The organism is Azoarcus sp. Soil_N_20 (assembly GCF_057656155.1).
Genome location: NZ_JBDGKX010000014.1, coordinates 78,341 through 98,734 on the forward strand (window position 1 = coordinate 78,341; position 20,394 = coordinate 98,734).

The window sequence follows — 20,394 nt, forward strand, 5'->3', positions numbered from 1 at the left end:
ACGAATATCGCCGGGGTCCACAAAAGCACGGGGCGAGGACTCCCCCTGGAGTCCTCGCCCCCGATTGTAACAGCAGCGGGAAGGGCTTATTTGAGCGTCAGCGAATCGGCGACGATACGCGGCGTGATGAAGACCAGCAACTCGCTTCTGTCGTTGATGGTGTTGGTCTTACGGAACAATGCCCCGAGGAATGGTATTTCACCGAGCACCGGCACGCGCGCAATGTTCGTGCTCTGCTCTTCCTCGTAGATACCGCCGATCACAACCGTTCCGCCGTTCTCCACCAGGACTTCACTCTTCAGATTCTTGGTATTGATTGAAGGCACGGAAAAGCGGGGGTCAAAAATCGGCGAGTCTTTGTTCACCAGCACCTGGAGCTGGATTCTCCCGTCGGGAGTGATCTGCGGCTTGACCTTGAGCGAAAGCACCGCCTTCTTGAACGACACACTGGTCGCCCCGGAGCTCGTGGCTTCCTGGTACGGAATCTCGGTACCCTGCTCGATCGACGCCTCCACCTGATTGGCCGTCAACACCCGCGGACTGGAGATGACCCGCCCACGCTCATCGGACTCAAGCGCGGACAGTTCGAGGTTCAGGAACCGGGTCGCCGAACGGTTGAACAGGCTCAGGTTCAAAGTGGAAAAGGTTGCCGCGGGAACCAGGCCGCCGGACGAGACCAAGCCGGGATTGAAGGTGTTGGCCGTGTTCCCCAGTGACGATGATCCGAAGCCGATCTGCGCGCCGTCGCCGAGATTCTTCACGCGATTGTCGCCATATCCGAGTCGCACCCCGAGATCGCGGGCGAAGTCCTTGTTCGCCTCCACGATCCGCGCCTCGATCAAGACCTGACGCGGCGGAATATCGATTTCGGTGATGAGGCGGCGCAGCGACTGCAGCCGGGAGCCGACATCGGTGACGAATACCTTGTTGCTGCGATCGTCGACCACCACGCTGCCGCGCTTGGACAGCATCGTCTGGTCCTTGCTCTTGAGGAAATCGAAGATCTCCTTGGCCTTGTGATAATTGATCTGGAAGCTTTCGGTCTGCAGTTGCTCGAGATCGCTGATCTGCGCCTTGGCCTCGAGCTGAAGCTTTTCGCGTGCCGCAAGCTCGTCACCCGGTGCAATCCAGATCACGTTGCCACTCTTGCGCATGTCGAGGCCCTTGGCCTGCAGGATGATGTCCAGCGCCTGGTCCCACGGCACGTCCTTGAGTCGCAGCGTCAGGGTACCCTGCACCGAATCCGACGTGATGATGTTGAAATCGGTGAAGTCGGCAATGACCTGCAAGACCGAACGCACATCGATGTTCTGGAAATTGAGCGAGAGCTTCTCGCCCTGGTACTGTCCGCGCGAGCCCTGTACCAGCTTGTTCGGATCCTCGATGATGCGCTTGACCTCGAGCACGAACTGGTCGTCGCTCTGGTAGGCGTTGTGTTCCCACAACCCATTGGGGGTGACCACCAGGCGGACGTTGTCACCCAACTGCTGGGCGACCATGCCGGTCACCGGCGTGGCAAAGTCGGTCACGTCCGATTTGCGGCGAAGATGCTCGGGCAGCGAGGTCTTCAGAAAATCGACGACCAGATTGCCACCCTGCTGGCGAATGTCGATTCCCGTTTCCGCACTCGAAAGCTGCACGACAACGCGCCCCTCGCCTTCCTTGCCACGCCGGAAATTGATGTCGCGGATGCTCTTGCCACCGCTGAGCGCCGGCTTTGTATCGGCAAAGTTGGCATAGGCCTGGGCGCCGGGTGTCGGGGTCGCCTGAGCACTGATCGGGGTCAGCGAAATGATCACGTTGCGACCGTCGATCCGGGTGTCGTACGGCGTCATTTTGACCAGATTGAGCACCAGCCGGGTACGGTTTCCCGCCTGCACGATGTTGGCACTGCGCAGATCACCCTGTTCGATGGCCTGCACATTGCGGCCGAGCCCATTGTCCGTTGCCGGAAAATCGAAAGCGATCCGCGCCGGATTGGCCACGCTGAAACTGGCGGGAGGCGCAGCAAGCGGCTCCTTAAGCGTCAGCCGGACGAAGAGCGCCCCTCCCTGCTCCGCAACTTCCAGGGCCTCGATGCGATTCGCCGCCGTTTGCACCTGCCCCTGGTCCTGAGCCCACGCCGAGACCGCGGGCACCACGGCGATCATGATGGCTGCGAGCAGCACTGTTCCGATTCTGTTTTTCATTTGCCGGCCTCCTGCCGCTCCTGCAACTGCAGCGAACTGGTGCGCTCGACCCAGTCACCGTTCACGTCTTCCACCAATTCACGAAGGGATACCGCGGACTCGGTGATCGCGGTGACCACGCCGTAATCCTGCCCGATATAGTTGCCCACCCTGATCTGATACAGCGCCTTGTCCGCCTGTATCAGCGCATGCGAGGCCTTGCCCTGGGTCAATATCCCCACCATGCGCAAGGATTCGAGCGGATACGACTCCAGCGGCTCACGCCGACGGTCGGGGTCGGGCCTCAGCCCTCCACCCCCCATCTTTCGCTCGGGCTCGATGCGTGCGGCCCTGAACGGCTCGACCAGCGCCGCGGCGTCATAGTCCACGACCGGAAAAGGCTTGATCTCGGGCAGCGGCTTCACCACGCCACGCATGCCTGCGGTCTGCTCTGCCATCCAGGCCTGAATATCTTCCTGATCGTCCGCACACCCTGCGAGCGCAGCACAACAGACGAGAACCAGCAGTTTTGTCATCGCTTGGCCCCCTGTGCAGCCTTGCGCTGTTGCGACAACTCGTCCTCATCGAGATAACGGTAGGTGACCGCCTTGGCATCGAGTTTGAGGCGGCCGTCGGCCCCTGAATCCAGCGCAATGTTGTTCAATGTGACGATACGCGGCATGCGCGCCACGTCGCTGGCGAATTCGCCGAGATCGTGATAGCTCCCGGTAATCCGGACGTCGATCGGCATCTCGGCGTAAAATTCCTTGATCTGATCGCTCCCCGGCTTGAACAGCTCGAACTGCAGACCTCGCCCGAGGCCTGCCTGGTTAATGTCCGACAGCAGGGAATCCATCTCCGCTCGATTGGGCAACTGCTTGAGCAGGGCCCCGAACTGGCGATCGATCTCGGCGAGCTGGCGCCTGTGCTCCTCGAGATTGACGGCCAGACGCTTCTTGCTCACCCAATCCTGTCGCAACTGCTGCTCCTCGGCCTGGCGCTGCTCGAGCACCACAGCCTGCTCGCTCCAGTCGAACCACCACGCCAGGACCAACGTCGCAGCCAGGAGACCGATGAACACGACGACACGGGGTGCAAGCGGCCAGACGCCGGGATCGTTCGGATCCAACCCCCTGAAATCGTTCTGGAAACGCTGGAAGTCGAAACTGCGCACCTCGGCGAGAACACCCTTTGGTTTCATCGTCCGCCTCCCTGCCCCGCCGGAACTTCATCTGCCGTGGCACGTTCGATACCGATATTCAGCGTGAATTCGCTCACCCTTCGACCATTCACCGTCGCCGCTTTCGCCTCGACCAGCCCCGGGTTCTGGAGGAAGGGAGATTCGTCGAGGCTGCGCATCAGGTTCGATACGCGTGCGTTCGACTGGGCGTAGCCGACCAGCGTGACCTGTTGCGGGGTCTGCTTGACCGATTTGAGATAGACCCCATCGGGCATCCGTCGCGCCAGTTCGTTGAACAGGTGCACCGTCTCGGCGCGGCTGCCTTGCAACGATTCGATCACCTGCTTGCGTGCCAGCAGGGCCTCGATCTGCTGACGCAGCAGGCGGATCTCCGCGATCTCGGCGTCCAGCTTGGCGATCTCTGCGGTCAGGTAGGCGTTCTTGCTTTCCTGATCCTCGATGTACTCGGCATAGATGGTATGCACGAGCAGGGCGATTGCCAAGCCAAGCACGATCATCGCGCCGGAGATGGTAAAAAACTGTTGCCGCCGTTCCTTGCGTTTTTCTGCCCGGTGGGGCAGCAGGTTGATCCGGATCATGCGTCGAATCTCCGCAAGGCCAACCCACACGCCACCATCAACGAGGGCGCGTCGGCCAGCAGGTTCTTGGGGCGGACCTTCGAAGACAGGGTCATGCCCGCAAAGGGATTGGCAACCATGGTTTCGACCTGGGTCCGGCCCCCCACGACGTCCGCCAGACCAGGCATGACAGCGCATCCGCCCGCAAGCACCAGATGGTCAACCTGGTTGTACTGAGTCGAGGTGAAGAAGAACTGCAAGGCGCGTGAAACTTCGAGCGCCAGACTATCCATGAACGGACGCAGCAACTCGCGGCCATAGTCCTCGGGCAGGCTGCCCGAGCGTTTGGCCGCCTCCGCCTCCTCCACGCTCATGCCATATTGGCGCGCGATGTCCTGGGTGAGCTGATAGCCGCCGAAGGCCTGCTCACGGGAATACACCTGCTGGCCGTCACGCAGCACCGACACGTTCATCGCCGACGCACCGATATCGACCAGGGCCACGACCTTGCCTGCGCCGCTGCCCGGCAGCTGCCGGCTGACGAGCTCGAAAGCCGATTCGACCGCGAGCGACTCCACGTCCAGCACCACAGCCTTGAGTCCGCACGATTGCGCCACCGCAACGCGGTCCTCGACTTTTTCCTTGCGCGAGGCCGCGATCAGCACTTCGACGTCGCCCGGGCTACCCGGCGCCGGACCGACCACCTGGAAGTCCAGATTGACCTCGTCGAGCGCAAACGGAATGTACTGATTGGCCTCGGACTCGACCTGAAGTTCCATTTCCTGCTCGCGCAGTCCATCCTGAAGAATGATCTTCTTGGTGATGACCGCGGAAGCAGGCAGGGCCATGGCGACGTTCTTCACACCGGGGCCGAAGCGTCGGACCAGTCGCCTGACACCTTCGGTGACCGCGTCCAGGTTGGCGATGTTCCCATCGACCACCGCATCGCGCGGGAGGGCTTCGATCGCGTAACGTTCCACGCGAAAGCCCCCTTTCTCACTTTCGGCGAGCTCCACCATCTTCACCGATGATGAAGAGATATCCAGCCCTGCAAGCTGGCGCGCCTTCGAACCGAACATCGAGAAGTCAATCACAAAGAAAACCCTTAAATTTCTTCATGTTAGGCGCCATTGCTGAATAAGGCTCTCAAATCGTAACAACAAGCGCGCAGAGTGTAAAGCAAATGCATCAAAATGCATCAGCCACCGTTATACGGCAATCGCTCCAGTTTTCACCTTATATAATGCGCAACTGTTCACATTTTCCGGACAAAAGATGCGCTGGGTCCTCTATCCGATTGCCGCGCTCACCGCGCTCGTGACACTCGGGCTCGCCACGCTGGCGGCAATCTCCATCCTGGCCTGGCCCAACCTGCCGTCACTCGATGCGCTCACCGACTACCGTCCGCGCATTCCATTGCGCGTCTACACCGCGGATGGCCACCTGATCAGCGAGTTCGGCGAGGAGCGCCGCTCGGTGGTCAAGATTGGCGATGTTCCGCTCACGCTCAGACAGGCGATCCTCGCCGCCGAAGACGAACGCTTCTATGAGCATCCCGGCATCGACCCGATCGGCATCGCCCGCGCCGCGCTTGCCAACCTCACCTCGGGCGGGCGCGGCCAGGGCGCGTCGACGATCACCATGCAGGTCGCGCGCAACTTCTTCCTGTCGAGGGAAAAGACCTACAACCGCAAATTGTACGAAATCCTGCTCGCTCTCAAGATCGAACGCAACCTCCCCAAGGACCAGATCCTCGAGCTCTACATCAACCAGATCTACCTCGGTCAGCGCGCGTATGGCTTCTCTGCCGCTGCACGTGCCTATTTCGGCAAGCCGCTCACCGAGATCACGCTTGCCGAAGCGGCGATGCTGGCAGGGCTTCCGAAGGCGCCCTCCGCCTACAATCCGATCGTCAATCCGGCCCGTGCCACCTTGCGCCAGCACTATGTGCTGCGACGCATGGTCGAGGCCCGCTTCATCGATGACGCGGCCTATCGCCAGGCACTTGCGGAACCAATGCGCCCCCGGCCCGGAAGCGTCGCCCGCAACGGCAGCGATGACAGCCCCTCGCTTCACGGCGATTATGTTGCGGAAATGGCGCGTCAGATTGCGGTCGAGCAGTTCGGCGAGCAGGCGTACCAGCTCGGTATCCGGATTGTGACCACGATCAATCGTGCCGACCAGGAAGCCGCCTATGCCGCGCTGCGCAAAGGCGTCATGGACTACGACCGCCGTCACGGCTACCGTGGTCCGGAGCGATTCGTCGAACTGGCCCCGGGCGAGGTGGATGATGAGGTGCTGGAGGACGCCCTGGTTGACGCCAACGATCATGACGACCTCCTGGCCGCCGTCGTTCTCGCCGCGTCCAGCGCCGAAGTCAAAGTGTTCCGGCGCGGCCAGGCCTACACCATCTCGGGCGATGGACTGCGCTTTGCAAAACCGATGCTCGCCGACAAGGCACCGCAGACGCGGCGCATCCGGCGCGGAGCGATCGTGCGCATTCGCGATACCGGCGACAAGGGCTGGGAGATCGTCCAACTGCCCGACGTGCAGGCCGCGCTGGTTTCCATCGACGCCAACACCGGAGCCGTCCGCGCACTGGTCGGAGGTTTCGACTTCAATCGCAACAAGTTCAATCATGTCACGCAGGCGCAGCGCCAGCCTGGCTCCAGCTTCAAGCCCTTCATCTACTCCGCCGGTCTCGAGCGCGGCTACAGCCCCGGCACGCTGGTCGAAGACTCGCCACTCTACTTCCCCGCCGGCGTCACTGGCGGGCAGGCATGGGAGCCGAAGAATTACGACGGCAAGTTCGACGGGATGATGACGCTGCGCGATGCGCTGGCACGATCCAAGAACATGGTTTCGATCCGGCTGCTGCAGAACATCACCCCCGACTATGCGCAGGATTACCTTGGCCGCTTCGGCTTCGACACCGCACGCCATCCGCCCTACCTGACCATGGCGCTGGGCGCCGGATCGGTCACCCCCTGGGAGATGGCCTCGGGCTATGCGGTATTTGCCAACGGCGGCTACCGCGTCGACCCCTATGTGGTGAAGGAGATCTACGACGGCAGCGGCAAACTGATTGCACGGATCGACCCTCCGGTGGCCGGCGCAAGCGCGCCGCGCGTGATCGACCCGCGCAACGCATGGCTGATGGATTCGATGATGCAGGACGTGGTTCGGCGCGGCACCGCAACCCGCGCGCGCAGCCTCAACCGCAGTGACCTCGCCGGCAAGACCGGCACCACCAACGATTACCTGGACGCCTGGTTCTGCGGCTATAACCCCGAGGTGGTGGCCGTTGCCTGGGTCGGTTTTTCGCAACCGAAGAACATGGGTCGCGGGGAAACCGGCGGCGCGGCGGCACTGCCGATCTGGATCAACTACATGCGAACCGCACTGAAGGACGTACCGGAGTCCACCCTGGCGCGACCCGAAGGCTTGCGCAGCGCCCCGGTTGCGGACGGCAGCCGGGAAGACTTCCACTACGCCGAGAACAGCGCTCCCGAACTGATGGAACAACCGAACTGGCTCGAGCAGCTGTTCGGCGTCGTCTCACCGGCGCAGGAAGCCCCGGAGGAGGCCATCCCCACGGCACCACCTGTACCGAGGCCGGTACCACAGATGCAGGCCCCCGCACCGGTCATCGACCGCATGCCGACGCCGGTACGGCGCTGATCAGGCCTCGGGTTCCAGACTCACCGCCACACCCGCCTGCTCGCCGACCACGCGCGACAGCAGTGCATAGAGTTCGGCGCCATCACGGCCCGCGATCCATTTCCCGCCCTCGGGCCGGAAATGGAATCCACCCGATTTTGCTGCCACCCAGATTTCGCGCGCGGCCGAATGGCGATTGATAATGAGCTTGCTGCCGTTGTCGAACTCGACCTCGAGCACGCCGCCCTGCTTGAGCTCGAGATCGAGGTCCAGCCCACATGCTTCCAGCGCCGCCTCGATACGTGCCAGTTCGGCTTCCGCCAGAGCATTGAATACCGATTCTTCCATGCCGACTCCTTCTGTTAGCATTCCGTCTTTTATCGAAGAACGGCCATGCGAGCGATGATTCCCGCGGTAGCGCTGATTGGCGTACTGCTCCTGTCCGCCTGCGGCATCAAGGGGCCGCTCTACCTCCCCCAGAAACCCCAGGCGCCCCGTCCCGCCGATAGCGGCCAGACGACGGACAATCATAACAAACCCGATTCCCCACCCGAGTCGCTTCCGAACCCGATCCAATGAGCACAGCCTTTCCGATTCCGACCCTGCACCGCAGCGAGGGCGAGCTGACGCTGGAGGGCGTGCCCCTGTCCGCGATTGCCGAACAGTTCGGCACCCCGACCTACGTCTATTCCCGCGCCGCGCTCAGCGACGCCTTTGCCGCCTATCGCAGCGCGCTCGGAAACCGATCCGCACTGGTCTGCTACGCCGTGAAGGCCAACTCCAACCTGGGCGTGCTGTCGGTCTTTGCCGCACTCGGCGCCGGATTCGACATCGTGTCCGGCGGCGAACTGGCGCGTGTCATTGCCGCCGGCGGCGACCCGGCCAAGGTGGTGTTCTCCGGCGTGGGCAAGACCCGGAGCGAGATGCGGCAGGCGCTCGCAGCAGGCATCCGCTGTTTCAATGTCGAATCCGCCGCCGAACTCGAACGCCTGAACGAAGTGGCCGGCCAACTCGGCAAACGGGCTCCGATCGCGCTGCGGGTCAATCCGGATGTCGATCCGAAGACGCACCCTTACATTTCCACCGGTCTCAAGAGCAACAAGTTCGGGGTGGCATTCACTGAAGCGCTGGACCTCTATCGGCGCGCGGCCGGCCTGCCCCATCTGCAGATCAGCGGCATCGCCTGCCATATCGGCTCCCAGTTGCTCGACCCTGCACCGATGGCCGAAGCGGCTGCCAAGGTCCTCGAACTGGTCGACCGCCTCGCGGCCGAGGGGATCCGGCTCGATCATATCGATCTCGGCGGTGGCCTCGGTATCCGCTACCGGGACGAAACCCCGCCCGCAGTGGCCGACTATCTCGCGCCGCTGCTCGAAGTCTTCAACGGTCGCCGCGAAGAGCTGTGCTTCGAACCGGGACGCTCGCTGGTTGGAAACGCCGGCCTGCTGCTGACCCGGATCGAATACATCAAGCCGGGCGAGGACAAGAACTTCGCCATCGTCGATGCGGCGATGAACGATCTCGCCCGCCCGGCGCTGTATGACGCCTACCATGAGGCGGTTACCGTTGCGGAACGGGATCTGCCTGCCCGGCGCTACGAGATCGTCGGCCCGATCTGCGAGAGCGGTGATTTTCTCGCTCGCGACCGCAGCCTGGCCATTGCCGAGGGCGACCTCCTCGCCCTGCTCTCCGCCGGCGCCTACGGCATGACCATGAGCTCGAACTACAACACGCGGGGCCGCGCCGCGGAGGTCATGGTCGATGGCGGGAACACGCATCTCGTCCGCGAGCGCGAGGCGATCGAATCGCTCTACGCGCTGGAGAAGCCGCTCGTCTGAGCGGCGGAGCACCATGCGGCGGACGATCGATTCAGCGTCCCGCGCCCGGGTCGAGCCGTTCCGACTCTTCATACAGCGCACGACCGAAGGCCTTCCAGACCTCGCCGCCCTGTGTATGCACACCGATCTGGGCACTTTGCCGCATCGTGTCGAGCATCATCTCGGCAAGGGCGAACAATTCGCCCCTGCCGCGCTGTTGCCTGTCCGCGCTGCGCAGCATCTCCAGACGGCAGGCCGTGGTGCAGGTCAAGGCTTCATGCGCGAGGCTGCGCATGGCTGCCGGATCCTGCCAGTCCACACCGATCATCAGCCCGCGCTTGAAGATTTCGCGCTCGAGTTCAAGTGCCGTGCGTGCATAGTGCCCAAATCCACTCATCGTGATGCATTCCGGTAGGAGCAGTGATCGATTGCCCGGAGGCGTTTCCCCTGGGACATCGGCATGCGATCTGGTGCCCGCGCGCCCTGCAATGCTGCATTCTAGCCGGACAGCTTTTTTTCCATGCCATTTGCAGTGCTCACGCTCCGGTACCGCCCCGTGCCATTGACCACCATCGCCATCCGGCGGTTGATCGTGCGGATCTTCGTCCTGCTGCTCGCCACCAGCGCGAACGGGGCGGGTGCAAACGGTCCACCCGCGCTCCCGCCGGCTGTCGGCCTGGCGCTCGGGCAGGCGAACATTCCGCTCGAGGCGGTCGCGATCTGGGTCCAGCCGGTGGATGCCGAGCGACCGACGCTGACCCTCAACGCCGGGGTGCCGATGAATCCGGCCTCGGTGATGAAGCTCGTGACCGCCTTCGCCGCATTCGAGCGCCTCGGCCCTACCCACACCTGGCAGACCCGTTTCGCCACCACCGCGCCGGTGCACGAGGGCCGGCTGCTGGGGGACCTTCACCTGATCGGCGGAGGCGACCCGGTCCTGTCATACGAACGCTTATGGAAGCTGCTGCGGCGCCTGCGTGCGCTCGGTATCGAAGCAATCATGGGCGATATCGTGCTTGACGGCTCGGCACTCGACCTGCCCGCTCACGATCCCGAACTGTTCGACGGCCGCGGGCTGCGTCCCTACAACAGTGGCCCCCATGGCCTGCTGCTGCACTACAACACGCTGCAGCTGGCCCTGTTTCCCGGGCTGAGCGCCAACGACCGGGTCACGATCGCTGCCGAGCCCCCGCTCGCCGGGGTGGTCATCGACAACCGGCTCATCACCTCGGAGGCGCCGTGCACGGTCTGGTATCGCGACCTCGAGGCCCATCTCGAACCCGGACGTCATCTGGTGCTGAGCGGCAGCTTACCGGCCAGCTGCGGAGCGCGCCTGTGGAGCGCGGCACCGCTACTGCCCGCGGAGTTCGGTACCGCCCTGGTCGAAGGACTGTGGCGGGAGGTCGGCGGACACTTGCACGGCACGGTGCGCACCGGACTCGCACCCGCGGACGCACGCACGATACTGGTGGACGACTCGCCGCCGCTGGCCGACGTCGTCCGCGACATGAACAAATGGTCGAGCAACGTGATCGCCCGCCAGTTGCTCGCGACGCTGGGCGCGACCCGCGTCGGGGTGGCGACCGACATGGTGGCCGCAGGTGCGGAGGTTGCCCTCACCCAACTCGTCATGGGTGGTATCGACACCGCCGGACTGGTGATCGAAAACGGCGCCGGACTGTCGCGCATCGAGCGCATTCGCGCCGACAGCCTCGGCCAGTTGCTGATTGCCGCATGGAAACGACCCTGGATGCCGGAGTTCATCGCCGCGCTGCCGATCGCCGGCGAGGACGGCACGGCACGCCGCCGTCTGGCCGACAGCCCCGCGCGCGGGCGGGCGCACATCAAGACCGGCACGCTCAATGGCGTGCGTGCGATGGCCGGTTACGTGCTCGATCGCGACGGGCGACGCCACGCCGTGGCGATGCTGATCAACCATCCGCTCGCACCCGATACCGCGGCGGCGCAGGACGCCCTGCTCGAGTGGGTGTGGGCGGGCGGACGCTGATCAGTCCATCGGCAAAGTGCGGCGCTGGAGCAGCGTCCACCAGCCGCGCACCACACGATAGAGCACCCACAGGCCGACGGCGAGAATGGCCGCGATCGCTACCGGGATGCCGATCAGGGTCACGACCATCAGCCCGGCGATCGCAATCCACAGCACGGCGAACCAGAAGGTGCGGATCTGCCAGCGAAAGTGGCTCTCCAGCCAGGTGCCGCGTACCGCCGACTGGTTCCAGTAGTTGAGCACCACCGCGGCGATCGAGGGCAGGCTGGCGACGAAGCTGAACACGATGGTCGCCGACCCGACCAGCGCCGAGAACACGGCGAAGGCATGCAGGGCGTAGATCAGGTGGGTCAGCGTCACCATGTTCTCGGACGGCTGGCCGGCCTGCAGCGGGGCGGGTACGGAATCGGGATAAGCCATTTCGGGGTGCTCCTGTCGAGATTTCGATAACAGGCGGCGGGGACGCCATGGGGCCGGTTTCAGCCGGGTGCGGTGCCGGAACCGTGCTTACAGTCCGAGTTCGCCCCACATCGCATCGATCTTGTGCTTCACCGCCTCGTCCATGACGATCGGACGCCCCCATTCGCGATTGGTTTCACCCGCCCATTTGTTGGTCGCATCCAGCCCCATCTTGCTCCCGAGCCCGGCCACCGGCGAAGCGAAATCCAGGTAGTCGATCGGGGTGTTGTCCACCAGCGTGGTGTCGCGGGTCGCGTCCATGCGCGTGGTCAGGGCCCAGATCACTTCCTTCCAGTCGCGGATGTTCACGTCGTCATCGACCACGATGATGAACTTGGTGTACATGAACTGGCGCAAGAAACTCCAGATCCCGAACATCACCCGCTTGGCGTGACCCGGGTACTGCTTGCGGATGCTGACCACCGCCAGGCGGTACGAGCAGCCCTCAGGCGGGAGGTAGAAATCGGTGATCTCGGGAAACTGCTTCTGCAGCAGCGGCACGAACACTTCGTTCAGCGCGAGGCCGAGCATGGCCGGCTCGTCGGGCGGCTTGCCGGTGTAGGTCGAGTGGTAGATCGGGTCGCGCCGCATGGTGATGCGCTCGATCGTGAACACCGGGAAGTCCGACACCTCGTTGTAATAGCCGGTGTGGTCGCCGTAGGGCCCTTCGGGCGCCGTGTCATCGGGCTGGATCACGCCCTCGAGCACGATCTCGGCCGAGGCCGGCACCTGAAGATCGGAGCCGAGGCAGCTCACCAGCTCGGTCCTGGCCCCACGCAGCAGGCCGGCGAACTGATACTCCGAGATTGCATCCGGCACTGGCGTGACCGCGCCGAGGATGGTCGCCGGGTCGCAGCCCAGCACCACCGTCACCGGGAAGGGCTCGCCCGGATGGGCGCGCTGGTGCTCGAGAAAATCGAGCGCGCCGCCGCGGTGCGCCAGCCAGCGCATGATCACCCGGTTCGGCCCGATCACCTGCTGGCGGTAGATGCCCAGGTTTTGGCGCTTCTTGTGCGGCCCGCGGGTCACCACCAGCCCCCAGGTGATCAGCGGCGCCGCGTCGCCCGGCCAGCAATGCTGGATCGGCAGCTTCGCCAGGTCGACGTCGGCGCCCTCCCATACCACCTGCTGGCAGGGGGCGGAGCGGACTTCCTTCGGTGCCATATTGAGCACCTGCTTCAACACCGGCCACTTTTCCCACGCATCCTTCAAGCCCTTGGGCGGCTCCGGCTCCTTGAGGAAGGCGAGCAGCTTGCCCACCTCGCGCAGCGCCTGCTGCCAGTCGCCCGACTCGCCCATGCCGTAGGCCACCCGCTGCGGCGTGCCGAACAGGTTGGCCAGCACCGGGATCGCCTGCGCCACGCCTTTCGTCACCGGCTTCTCGAACAGCAGCGCCGGGCCGCCGGCGCGCAGCACGCGATCGGCAATCTCGGTCATCTCCAGGTGGGTGTCGACGGGAACGGCGATGCGCTTGAGCTCGCCGCGGGCTTCGAGCTGGGTGATGAAGTCGCGCAGATCGTGGTATTTCATGCATCCCTCAACGGTGGGCGTTGATCGCGTCGCGGGTTTCCCGCGCCACGCGCCGCGCCTCGGCAGCGAAGTCCTCGCCCTTGCCCGCATACAGGATCGCACGCGAGGAGTTGATCATCAGCCCGCTGCCGTCCCCGGTCCGTCCGGCCGCCATGGTCGCGGCGATATCGCCGCCCTGGGCACCGATGCCTGGCACCAGCAGCGGCATGTCGCCGGTGAGCGCACGCACGCGGGCGATCTCGGCCGGGAAGGTGGCGCCCACCACCAGGCCACAGTTGCCGCTGGCGTTCCAGTCGTCGGCGACCAGGCGGGCGACGCGCTCGTAGAGTTTTTCCCCGCCGCCGGGGCCGCCGACCTCGAGGAACTGCAGGTCCGATCCGCCCGGGTTGGAGGTCCGGCACAGCAGGATCACGCCCTTGTCGGGGTAGGCCAGGTAGGGATCGACCGAATCGCGTCCCATGTAGGGATTGACCGTGATCGCGTCCGCCCCGAAGCGCTCGAAGGCCTCGACCGCGTACTGCTCGGCGGTGCTGCCGATGTCGCCGCGCTTGGCGTCGAGCACGACCGGGGTCGCGGGATGGCGCGCATGGATGTGTTCGATCAGGGCCTCGAGCTGGTCCTCGGCGCGGCGCGCGGCGAAGTAGGCGATCTGCGGTTTGAAGCAGCACACGAGGTCGGCGGTGGCATCGACGATGTCGCGACAGAACTCGAAGATCGCATCCGGGCGATCCTGCAGATGAGCCGGAAACTTCGCCGGATCAGGGTCGAGGCCGACGCACAGCAGGGTGTTGCGCTGCTGCCAGGCAGCCTTGAGGGCGGTCATGAAGTGCATGATGGGTTCCAGTGACACGCCGGATCAGAGCCGGCGCAGCAGATCGTCGATGAAGATGCCGGCGAAGATGACCGCACCCAGCCAGTTATTGTGGCGGAAGGCCTTGAAGCAGTTGGCACGATCGCGCCCGCGGATGAGCAGGAAATGATAGCCGGCCACTGCGGCGGCGCCGAGCAGCCCCAGGTGGAAGACGGGGCCCCGCCCGGTTGCCATGCCCACCGCGGCCAGCAGACCGAGCGCGCACGCATAGCACAGCATCACCGCCGCGACGTCGAAACGGCCGAAGGTGATGGCCGAGGTCTTGATCCCGATCTTGAGGTCGTCCGGCCGGTCCACCATGGCGTACTCGGTGTCGTAAGCGACCGCCCAGAAGATGTTGGCGAGCAGCATCGCCCACCCCACCGGCGGCACCTCGCCCACGACCGCGGCAAAGCCCATCGGAATGCCGAACCCGAAGGCGATGCCGAGGTAGGCCTGGGGGATGGCGAAGAAGCGCTTGGTGTATGGATAACTCGCGGCCAGAAAAAGAGCCGGCACCGACAACCAGATCACCAGCGGATCGAGCGGCAGGATCAGCGCGAAGGCGAGCAGCGACAGGCCACCGGCCAGCAGCAGCGCTTCCCTGGTGCTCACCGCCCCGGTCGCCAGCGGACGGTTGCGGGTGCGCTCGACATGACCGTCGAAGTCGCGGTCGGCGTAGTCGTTGATCACGCAGCCCGCCGAGCGCATCAGCAGCGTGCCGAGCGCAAAGATGAACAGGATGTGCAGCGGCGGCACGCCGTCGGCCGCGATCCACAGCGCCCACAGCGTCGGCCACAGCAGCAGCAGGGTGCCGATCGGCTTGTCGAGCCGCATCAGGCGAGCGTAAAGGGGGAGTCGGTCGGACAGCATCATGGGCGCAACGTCGGATTCGGGTGCAGGCCGCATCTTACCGGATCAAGCCCGCAACAGGCCTTCACGACCGCCCATCCAGCGTGCCATCAGGCGCTCGACCGCCACCGGATCGTTTGCCAGCAAGGTCTCGGCAAGCTCGCGTGCGGGCTCGATCAGATCGGCGTCATCGTCCAGGCTGGCGTAACGCAGCAACGGCACGCCGCTCTGGCGGGCGCCGACGAACTCGCCCGGACCACGGATGTGCAGATCCTCACGCGCGATCACGAAGCCGTCGGTGTTCTCGTAGATCACCTTCAGCCGCGCGCGACCGTTCTCCGACAAGGGCCGGGCGTAGATCAGGATGCATACCGACTCGGCACTGCCGCGCCCTACCCGCCCGCGCAACTGGTGCAACTGGGCGAGACCGAAGCGCTCGGCGTGCTCGATCACCATCAGGCTGGCGTTGGGCACGTCGACCCCGACCTCGATCACCGTGGTCGCCACCAGCACCTGCAGTTCGCCGGCGACGAAGGCCGCCATCGCAGCCGCTTTCTCGTCGGCCTTGAGCCGCCCGTGGATCAGACCGACGCGCAGCTCGGGCAAGGCCGCCGACAGGGTCTCGAAGGTCTCGACCGCGGTCTGCAGTTGCAGCGCCTCCGACTCCTCGATCAGCGGACACACCCAGTAGGCCTGGCGCCCGGCGAGGCAGGCGTCGCGCACACGGCCGATCACTTCGTCGCGCCGTGCGTCCGACACCAGCCGGGTACGGATCGGCGTGCGCCCCGGCGGCAACTCGTCGAGCACCGACACATCGAGATCGGCGTAATGCGTCATCGCCAGCGTGCGCGGGATCGGCGTGGCCGACATCATCAGCATGTGCGGGCGCAATCCGACCTGCCCCTTCTCGCGCAGCGCGAGACGCTGGCGCACCCCGAAGCGGTGCTGCTCGTCGACCACCGCAAGCGCCAGTCGCGGCAGGACGACCGGATCCTCGATCAGCGCATGGGTGCCCACCGCGAGCAGCACCGCGCCGCTGCGCAGGCGTTCGAGCTCGGCCTCGCGTGCGCGCTTCCTGCGGCCGCCCGAGAGCCATGCGATCTCGATCCCGACCGGTGCCAGCCACGCCGCGAGCTTGCGGTAATGCTGCTCGGCCAGGATCTCGGTGGGCGCCATCAGTGCGGCCTGAAACCCGTTCTCGGCCGCCTGCAGCATCGCCAGCGCGGCGACGATGGTCTTGCCGCTGCCGACATCGCCCTGCAGCAGGCGCTGCATCGGATGTGCCGCCGCGAGGTCGGCCCCGATCTCGGCCACCGCGCGACGCTGTGCGCCGGTCAGCCCGAACGGGAGCTGCTCGAGCAGGGCCCGGGTCAGCACCGCACGCGCCGGCAGACTCGCCGCACCCTTGGCGCGACGGGCGTTGTAGGCACGCCGCAAGGACAGCTGCTGGACCAGCAACTCCTCGAACTTGATCCGCCGCCATCCCGGATGTTGGCGACTCTCCAGCGCAGCGGGGTCGGCATCCGGAGCCGGATGATGCAAGGCGCGCACCGCGTCGGCGAATCCCGGCAGACCAAGACGGGCGCACACTGCCGGCGGCAGCGGATCGTCCAGGATGAGAGTTTGCAACGCGCGATCGATCAGTTTGCGCAGGGTGGCCTGGCCGACCCCGGCGGTGGTCGGATAGACCGGCGTCAGTGCGTCGGGCAGGCCTTCGCCGGCGTCGACGACGCGCACCCGCGGATGCACCATCTCGTCGCCGAAGAAGCCGCCGCGCACCTCGCCGAACAGGCGCACGCGCCGGCCGATCGTCAGCTGCTTCTGCTGCGATGGGTAAAAATTGAGCCAGCGCGCAACCAGGGTGCCCGAGCCGTCGGTGACCCGCGCGACCAGTTGCCGGCGCGGACGCAGGGTGACCTCGCACGCCTTCACTTCGCCCTCGATCTGGGCCGGAAAACCATGCCGCGCGACGGCAATCGGCGTCAGCCGGGTTTCGTCCTCGTAACGCAGCGGCAGATGGAGCACGAGGTCCTCCGGCCGATGGAGGTCGATCTTCGCCAACTGCGCGGCAAGCTGACCGCCGACGCCCGGCCAGCCGCGGGCCGGCGCACGCTGCGCATCCGCCTCGCTCAACTCAAACGCTCAGCCGAGCACGAGAATCGCATCGGCCTCGACCACGGCACCACGCGGCAGCTCCTTGACCCCGACCGCGGCACGCGCCGGATAGGGCTCCACGAAGTAGCGCGACATGACTTCATTGACCTTGGCGAAATTGGCCAGGTCGGTCAGGTAGATGGTCAGCTTGACCGCATCGGCGAGCGAACCGCCGGCAGCCTCGGCCACGGCCTTGAGGTTCTCGAACACCTGCACGGTCTGCGCTTCGAAGCCCTCGACCATCTGCATCGACGCCGGATCGAGTCCGATCTGGCCGGAACAATAGACCGTGCTACCGGCTTTCACCGCCTGCGAATAGGTGCCGATGGCGGCCGGCGCACTGGGGGTGGAAACGATGCTGCGGCTCATGGACAGATTCCTGAAAATAAGAAGACGGAGCGAATTTTAACCCGCCCCGCCCGCTGGCACCGCGGCCGTTTGGTTCCTCGTGCCGCTCTTCAGCCCTGCGCGCGCAGGATGATGTCGCAGCCGAGCTTGTTGATGACCTTCTGCAGCCCACGCCGTGCCCCGACGTTGATCACCAGCGGCGCCATGAAGTTGGCCCGCAGGCCGGCGGTGGCGGGGTCCTCGCCCTCCTTGCGCACGATGATCGCCACCAGCGCATCTTCCGGACGATCCAGTTGAAGGGCGGCGACTTCGTCGTCGGACAACGGAAATTCGTAGGTGATGCCGAATTGCTCCGGCCCGGTCAGCGAAAACGAAACATCCGGGTCATCCACACTATGCAGCTGGAATACCGTGGTCTCGCGCCCTTCCTCATGCACCAGCACAAAACGATGGCAATGCTCGAACCCGGGCAGACCTGCCGGGAACTCGATCACCTTGTCATCGGACACATCCACGACACCCAGCACCGGACTTTCGATTTTCATGTTCTGCTCTCCCCCTGATTGAACTTATCGATCATTTCCCGGACCGCCCAGCGGCGCGCGCCGTACGCGGCGGCACCACGAAACCGACCGCGCCGGTCTCGCGGCGAAGCCGGACCCGGGCGGCTTCGGCTGCCCCCTTGTCGGCAAACGGTCCGACGACCACCCGCCCCTCGACCCGGACCGGCAAGCCACGCGCCGCGAGATCGGCACGCAACGCCTCCGCGTTCTCCAGCGCCCCGAATACCCCCAGTTGAACCAGATAGCCATCCGGCGGTGCGGGTGCGGGTGCGGGTGCGGGCTGCGCCGCGACAGCGGCAGGGGTCGGCATGGAGGCCGCGCCTGTCACCGTGCCGTCCGCTGGCACACTGTTCGGCGCTACGTCCGGCGGCGCAGCTTCCGCGGGCGCGGCGGCGGGCGCGGTCGGTTCAGTCTGCGCGACAGCGGCAGCAGACGATGTCGCGATCCCGGCATCGGCGCGGCCGGCATCTTCGACCACGGTGGCTGGTGGCGACTGCGATTCCGCGCGGACCGGCGCCTCGGCCGCAAGCCCGGCAACGGGCTTGCGTTCTGCGCCCGGCTCATGCCCCTGCTCGACCATCAGCACACCGATCAGCAACAACAGCGCCGCCGCCACGGCCAGTCCTGCCCGTCGCAAGGCGCGCTTGCGTTCGAGCTTCACCGCATCGAGTTGTCCCGCGCTCATGCGCCGCCCTCACCCGCCGCACGCGCGGCCAACGAGACCACGAGTTCGGCCTCGGCGCGGGTAATGCCGCAGCGGGTCGAGATCTCCTCCACCGACAGTCCGCGCCGCGCCAGCACCAGTGCCTCACTGTACTCCGGCGAAGCGCTCTGCTCGACCGCTTCCGCGGCTGCTGTCCGCGCCGGCGCGATCTCACCCAGGTGTTGAACCATCTCATGCAGCGCGCCGATCTCCTCTTGCTGCACATCGAGGGCCGCACGCACGGCACCCAACTCACGACGCAGGCGCTGCAGTTCCAGCTCGAACGCAAACAGATCGGGGCCCGCGGTCAGGGATTCGGGCGGCCGTGGCGCTGGCGCAGCGTCCGCGGAGGGTATCGGCGCATAGTCGAAACCGCCCTCATCGTCGTCGCGCCCGTCGTCCGTGTCGGCAGTCGGGAGCGCCGGCTGCTCCGCCGCAAGCACCGGCGTGGGTTCGACCGGATTGCTCCCGATCGTTCTTCGACCGGCCGTCAGCGAGCGCAGGATCTGCCAGCCGCCGTACAGCAGCAGCACCGCGATCAATGCCCATACGAGTTGCCGGATTCCCATGATCTATTGCCGCCACACGGCTGTTGCCGGATAAAGAATGAATCGAAGCGCTGGCGGCAAGCGGGCATCGGCCCGGAACCGCAGGATGGAATTGGACCGATAATACTGGCCACGACTGCTCAGGACAAACCCGAATGGATTTCGACCCCCTGCTGATCCTGTTCTGGCTCAAGAAGCTGGTCTCGGTATTCATCCTGCCCCCCCTGCTACCCTTCATGCTGATCCTTGCCGGCTTGCTGCTTGCCGGTCGCCGACCGCTGCCGGGCAAGGGGCTGGCATGGGCAGGACTCCTCGCCGGGGTGCTGCTGATCACGCCGGCATCGGTGGGCTGGCTGCTCACCCCGCTGGAGCCGCGCCAGGCGCTGGATCCGGCGGCCGCCGCGCAGGCCCAGGCGATCGTGATCCTCGGCGGCGGCCGGCTGCACGACGCCCCCGAGTACGGTGGCGACACGGTCAATCGCTTCACCCTCGAACGCCTGCGTTACGGGGCCCGGCTGGCACGGCGGAGCGGTCTGCCGGTACTGGTCAGCGGTGGCGCCCCGAGCGGCGAACTGCCGGAAGCGGTCATCATGAAGGCCGTGCTGGAAGAGGATTTCGGGGTTGCGGTCCGGTGGACCGAAACGGAATCGCTGGACACCCGGCAGAACGCCCGCCATTCGGCCGCCCGGCTCCGGACCGCGGGCATCTCGCATGTGGTGCTGGTCACCCATGCCGCACACATGCGGCGCGCGCAGTCCGAATTCGAAGCCCACGGCCTGACCGTGATCGCGGCCCCAACTGCCTGGCATGGGCCCCGCCCGGGCGGCGGTGACGAGGTCTGGCCGGCAATGCCGAGCGCCGCCGCGGCCTACGCCGGGTGGTATGCGGTGCACGAATGGCTGGGCTTGCTGGCGTACCGCTTGACGCGCTGACGCCCCGGGGCAAGCCGAACCTCCTTGCCACCACCCCGGACCGC

At 65.5% G+C, this 20,394-nt stretch carries 21 protein-coding genes; 5 read left to right on the forward strand and 16 right to left on the reverse strand.

Features of this window, described 5'->3' with window-relative positions; translation table 11 throughout:
* Positions 1-86 precede the first annotated feature (86 nt).
* The 5 genes from AC3A35_RS22270 to AC3A35_RS22290 are packed head-to-tail and all read right to left on the reverse strand — an operon-like array spanning position 87 to position 5,005.
* The gene (locus AC3A35_RS22270) at positions 87-2,189 is read right to left on the reverse strand and encodes a type IV pilus secretin PilQ (protein ID WP_487438596.1); all 2,103 of its coding nucleotides are present in this window, start codon (positions 2,187-2,189) and stop codon (positions 87-89) included.
* Entirely contained in the window at positions 2,186-2,704 is a 519-nt protein-coding gene (locus AC3A35_RS22275; protein ID WP_487438598.1) for a pilus assembly protein PilP, read from the reverse strand. Before AC3A35_RS22275 ends, AC3A35_RS22270 begins: the two co-directional genes overlap by 4 nt.
* On the reverse strand, positions 2,701-3,369 hold the full coding sequence (locus AC3A35_RS22280) for a type IV pilus inner membrane component PilO (protein ID WP_487438599.1): 669 nt from the start codon (positions 3,367-3,369) through the stop codon (positions 2,701-2,703). Before AC3A35_RS22280 ends, AC3A35_RS22275 begins: the two co-directional genes overlap by 4 nt.
* Positions 3,366-3,947, reverse strand: a complete 582-nt coding sequence (locus tag AC3A35_RS22285) for a PilN domain-containing protein (protein WP_487438600.1) — start codon at positions 3,945-3,947, stop codon at positions 3,366-3,368. The genes AC3A35_RS22280 and AC3A35_RS22285 overlap by 4 nt, the downstream gene beginning before the upstream one ends.
* Positions 3,944-5,005, reverse strand: coding sequence for a pilus assembly protein PilM (locus AC3A35_RS22290; protein WP_487438602.1), 1,062 nt, complete (start codon positions 5,003-5,005; stop codon positions 3,944-3,946). The genes AC3A35_RS22285 and AC3A35_RS22290 overlap by 4 nt, the downstream gene beginning before the upstream one ends.
* 196 nt (positions 5,006-5,201) lie before the next feature.
* Between AC3A35_RS22290 and AC3A35_RS22295 the strand changes: the two genes are divergently transcribed.
* Positions 5,202-7,607, forward strand: a complete 2,406-nt coding sequence (locus AC3A35_RS22295; RefSeq protein ID WP_487438603.1) for a penicillin-binding protein 1A — start codon at positions 5,202-5,204, stop codon at positions 7,605-7,607.
* Here AC3A35_RS22295 and cyaY read toward each other — a convergent pair whose 3' ends face one another.
* Positions 7,608-7,934 carry an iron donor protein CyaY gene (cyaY, locus tag AC3A35_RS22300; RefSeq protein ID WP_487438605.1) on the reverse strand — a complete coding sequence of 109 codons (327 nt, stop codon included), beginning with the start codon at positions 7,932-7,934 and terminating at the stop codon, positions 7,608-7,610.
* 54 nt (positions 7,935-7,988) lie between these two features.
* Between cyaY and lptM the strand changes: the two genes are divergently transcribed.
* Both lptM and lysA read left to right on the forward strand, forming a co-directional pair.
* The gene (gene lptM, locus AC3A35_RS22305; RefSeq protein WP_487438656.1) at positions 7,989-8,165 is read left to right on the forward strand and encodes an LPS translocon maturation chaperone LptM; all 177 of its coding nucleotides are present in this window, start codon (positions 7,989-7,991) and stop codon (positions 8,163-8,165) included.
* Positions 8,162-9,424 (forward strand): diaminopimelate decarboxylase, encoded by a 1,263-nt coding sequence (lysA, locus tag AC3A35_RS22310; RefSeq protein WP_487438607.1) that lies wholly within the window; start codon positions 8,162-8,164, stop codon positions 9,422-9,424. Before lptM ends, lysA begins: the two co-directional genes overlap by 4 nt.
* Positions 9,425-9,455: 31 nt before the next feature.
* Here the strand turns inward: lysA and AC3A35_RS22315 are convergent, their stop codons facing one another.
* On the reverse strand, positions 9,456-9,800 hold the full coding sequence (locus AC3A35_RS22315; protein WP_487438609.1) for a hypothetical protein: 345 nt from the start codon (positions 9,798-9,800) through the stop codon (positions 9,456-9,458).
* A 165-nt stretch (positions 9,801-9,965) separates the two neighbouring features.
* Between AC3A35_RS22315 and dacB the strand changes: the two genes are divergently transcribed.
* On the forward strand, positions 9,966-11,411 hold the full coding sequence (gene dacB / locus AC3A35_RS22320) for a D-alanyl-D-alanine carboxypeptidase/D-alanyl-D-alanine endopeptidase (RefSeq protein ID WP_487438657.1): 1,446 nt from the start codon (positions 9,966-9,968) through the stop codon (positions 11,409-11,411).
* On the opposite strand, the gene AC3A35_RS22325 is transcribed toward dacB, so the two are convergent.
* From AC3A35_RS22325 to AC3A35_RS22365, 9 genes are all read right to left on the reverse strand, one after another.
* Positions 11,412-11,831: a DUF4870 family protein gene (locus tag AC3A35_RS22325; RefSeq protein ID WP_487438610.1), complete on the reverse strand. Its 420-nt coding sequence runs from the start codon at positions 11,829-11,831 to the stop codon at positions 11,412-11,414.
* A gap of 87 nt (positions 11,832-11,918) precedes the next feature.
* Positions 11,919-13,400: a 4-hydroxy-3-polyprenylbenzoate decarboxylase gene (ubiD, locus tag AC3A35_RS22330; RefSeq protein ID WP_487438612.1), complete on the reverse strand. Its 1,482-nt coding sequence runs from the start codon at positions 13,398-13,400 to the stop codon at positions 11,919-11,921.
* A gap of 7 nt (positions 13,401-13,407) precedes the next feature.
* Positions 13,408-14,232, reverse strand: a complete 825-nt coding sequence (pyrF, locus tag AC3A35_RS22335; protein ID WP_487438613.1) for an orotidine-5'-phosphate decarboxylase — start codon at positions 14,230-14,232, stop codon at positions 13,408-13,410.
* 24 nt (positions 14,233-14,256) lie between these two features.
* Positions 14,257-15,126, reverse strand: a complete 870-nt coding sequence (gene ubiA, locus AC3A35_RS22340) for a 4-hydroxybenzoate octaprenyltransferase (RefSeq protein WP_487438614.1) — start codon at positions 15,124-15,126, stop codon at positions 14,257-14,259.
* Positions 15,127-15,168: 42 nt separating this feature from the next.
* A complete protein-coding gene (gene recG, locus AC3A35_RS22345) occupies positions 15,169-17,235 on the reverse strand; it encodes an ATP-dependent DNA helicase RecG (RefSeq protein WP_487438615.1) in 2,067 nt (688 codons plus the stop codon).
* 9 nt (positions 17,236-17,244) lie between these two features.
* Positions 17,245-17,625, reverse strand: coding sequence for a RidA family protein (locus AC3A35_RS22350; protein ID WP_487438617.1), 381 nt, complete (start codon positions 17,623-17,625; stop codon positions 17,245-17,247).
* A gap of 89 nt (positions 17,626-17,714) precedes the next feature.
* Complete coding sequence (gene fliW / locus AC3A35_RS22355; RefSeq protein ID WP_487438619.1) at positions 17,715-18,149, reverse strand: flagellar assembly protein FliW; 435 nt, start codon at positions 18,147-18,149, stop codon at positions 17,715-17,717.
* A gap of 31 nt (positions 18,150-18,180) precedes the next feature.
* Positions 18,181-18,852, reverse strand: coding sequence for an SPOR domain-containing protein (locus tag AC3A35_RS22360; RefSeq protein ID WP_487438621.1), 672 nt, complete (start codon positions 18,850-18,852; stop codon positions 18,181-18,183).
* Complete coding sequence (locus AC3A35_RS22365) at positions 18,849-19,439, reverse strand: DUF2802 domain-containing protein (protein WP_487438623.1); 591 nt, start codon at positions 19,437-19,439, stop codon at positions 18,849-18,851. The genes AC3A35_RS22360 and AC3A35_RS22365 overlap by 4 nt, the downstream gene beginning before the upstream one ends.
* A gap of 134 nt (positions 19,440-19,573) precedes the next feature.
* Here AC3A35_RS22365 and AC3A35_RS22370 point away from each other — a divergent pair, with 134 nt between their 5' ends.
* Entirely contained in the window at positions 19,574-20,350 is a 777-nt protein-coding gene (locus tag AC3A35_RS22370; protein WP_487438625.1) for a YdcF family protein, read from the forward strand.
* The last annotated feature ends 44 nt before the right edge of the window (positions 20,351-20,394 follow it).